General features: G+C 41.9%; 1 protein-coding gene. It reads right to left on the bottom strand.

Going from position 1 to position 2,367, the window contains the following annotated elements; all coding sequences use genetic code 11:
- Window positions 1-87: 87 nt before the first annotated feature.
- Entirely contained in the window at window positions 88-1,485 is a 1,398-nt protein-coding gene (locus tag DWX00_RS19360) for an ATP-binding protein (protein WP_118596026.1), read from the bottom strand.
- Between the last annotated feature and the right edge of the window lie 882 nt (window positions 1,486-2,367).

The raw sequence follows: 2,367 nt of genomic DNA, 5'->3' as shown, positions 1-2,367 counted from the left end.
TCGGGACTTTCACCCGTTAGAGCGCGCCCATGGCGCGCAAACTAAAAATACCCTGCCAGCTTTCACCAGCAGGGTTGATTAGAATTTTTACTTGTAAAGGTCTTCCAGCGTTATCAGCCGAACTTCACCTCTCTCTTGTGCCTGAAGAAGTCCATCTGTGAATCCGCCTTTCGAGAAGATATAGTAGTGATAGTTGTTGCCCTTTCCAAAAACTGAGGCATAATCCCGAATCAAATCGAGTTCATCCACACCGATTTTCTCATTCCGGTATTTGCATGAACCGATGATATAGTCTTTGCCCTCAACAGGAGTTCCGACGATATCAATCTGTATCTGCTTTTTCTTCTTCGGGTCTGTCCCCCACCACTGGCCGATTTCACTCAGCTCAATAGGAAGGCTATCCGAATAATAGAGCAGGTAATCCTGACACATCTTCTCATAAATTAGACCCATGTAATCAGGAAGATACTGCTTTACAGCGTGTGGATAGGTCTTTGCAATTCTGCCAGAGTCAATGGCACTCATATTGATTGGCACAAACCGATACCAGAAACGGAAGAAGTTATCAGCCAGCAGATAGATGGTTTTCTTACCCGGTTCTTCTGTAATCGGTGTTTCTTTCTTCGCAATGCCAAGGTCGATCAGCGTTTTCAGGTACTTCGATACGACCGAGTTTTCCTCGCCGACCTTCATCTTGATATCGTTCATTCGGGAAGCGCCTTCTGCAATCGCTTTAATGATTGCATTATAAATGGCCGGCTCCCGGAGTTCCTGCTTCAGTAAGTTCCCCGGTTCCTCATACAGATAGCTGGAGCGGTCAAAGAAATTATCCAACAGAGCTTCATCCACACTATCTCGCACATCCAACTTATTGATATAGTGGGGAACTCCTCCCGTGATCCCATAAATCAGGGAATTGTCTTCTGCAGACAGATTTGGGTGGAACACAGCGGTTTCTTTATAGTCTAGCGGCTCAATCTTAAACTGGCCAGTACGTCTGCCATACAACGGACTTTCCTTTCCAAGCACCTGACTCTCCATGAAGCTCATAGAGGAGCCGCAAAGAATCAGGTACATCTTGGACTCTGTCCATTTGTGGTCGATGATGTGCTGCAGCATCGCTGAAATAGCTGGTTTTGCTTTTGCAAGATAAGGATACTCATCAATGACAAAGACAATCCTCTTTTCCTTTGAAAGTGCTGTCAGCTCATCCAAAGCTGCATCATAGGACCTGAACTCCGGTGCAGACTCTATATCCGGCCGCTCAAAACTCATAATCGACTTTGAGAGAGCTTCCAGATTTTCCTTTCCTGTCGTGTTCAATGCAGAAAAGAAAATGGTAGGCTTATCTTTGCAGAACTCGTTGATCAGTGCCGTTTTACCAACACGCCGTCTGCCGTAGATGACAATGCACTCAAACTTATCACCTGCATACCGTTTATTCAGTTTCCGCAGCTCATCCTCACGGCAATAGAATTGACTCATCTGCTCACCTCCAATAATTATACTCGTGAGTTAGTAACTCGTAAGTTACTTCTTTACGAGTATAATAAATCAGATAGTCTGCAAAGTCAAGTAAAATAAGTCGAACCTTTAGAATGCTGATTGTCAAGGTAGTTGTCAGTAAAAATATATATTTTTTGTTCTTGCAGGTTATCAAACATTGTTTTTTTCAAGTATGCACTAAAAATAACTTTAGTGAAAGGCGAGTGGTTTGACCTTTACTAATATGATTTTAAAGAAATCGTATAGCAAAAAATCTAGAGCTGGCACTCTAGATTTTTCTGGCTTACTTGAAAATATAATTGCTTTTCTTAGCTATTCATATACTAACATGTTTTTCTTTTAAAATCAACTTGAAAATATGAATTGCTCAAAATATATTTTTATGCTATCATGGATTTGCTGTCGACTCTTTCCAGCGGAGGGAGGTGACTTATTTGGAATACATAATTGCTTTTCTTATTTCTGTATTGGCATCTGTAGTTGGCTACTATATTTGCAAGTGGTTAGACAGAAATGACAGACAGCACTAGCCCAAACGGAATAGTCCACCTTAACGGACTTGAGAATCCTGAAGCTGGCACTTCAGGATTCTTTTATTTCTGATCCTTTTTCTTTAAGAAAATCGTAAGGGGGTCAGACCCCAATGTGGCCAGCTTACCGCTTTGAGCAGAAAACGCGTACCGCTAAATCAGAATGAATGTACCGACGATTTCAGAATAGGCGTACCGTTCGAGCAGAATTTGCAAGGGTCAGACCCCAATGTGTGCAGATGCAAAAATTAAGCGCTTACGGACTATCTACCGTTTACTTTGAGAGTATGAAACTTTTTCTGTAAAATAATGTTTATAAGGTTCTTCTATG

Source organism: Blautia sp. AF17-9LB, assembly GCF_003479185.1.
Classification (GTDB): Bacteria; Bacillota; Clostridia; order Lachnospirales; family Lachnospiraceae; genus Fusicatenibacter; species Fusicatenibacter saccharivorans.
The sequence above is the reverse complement of the archived record's forward strand: the minus strand, read 5'-3'. Positions and strand labels throughout refer to the sequence as shown.

What these genes read in the sequence shown, in the direction of transcription:
- DWX00_RS19360 (WP_118596026.1), bottom strand. Translation starts at nt 1,485, where the DNA reads ATGAGTCAATTCTATTGCCGTGAGGATGAGCTGCGGAAACTGAATAAA.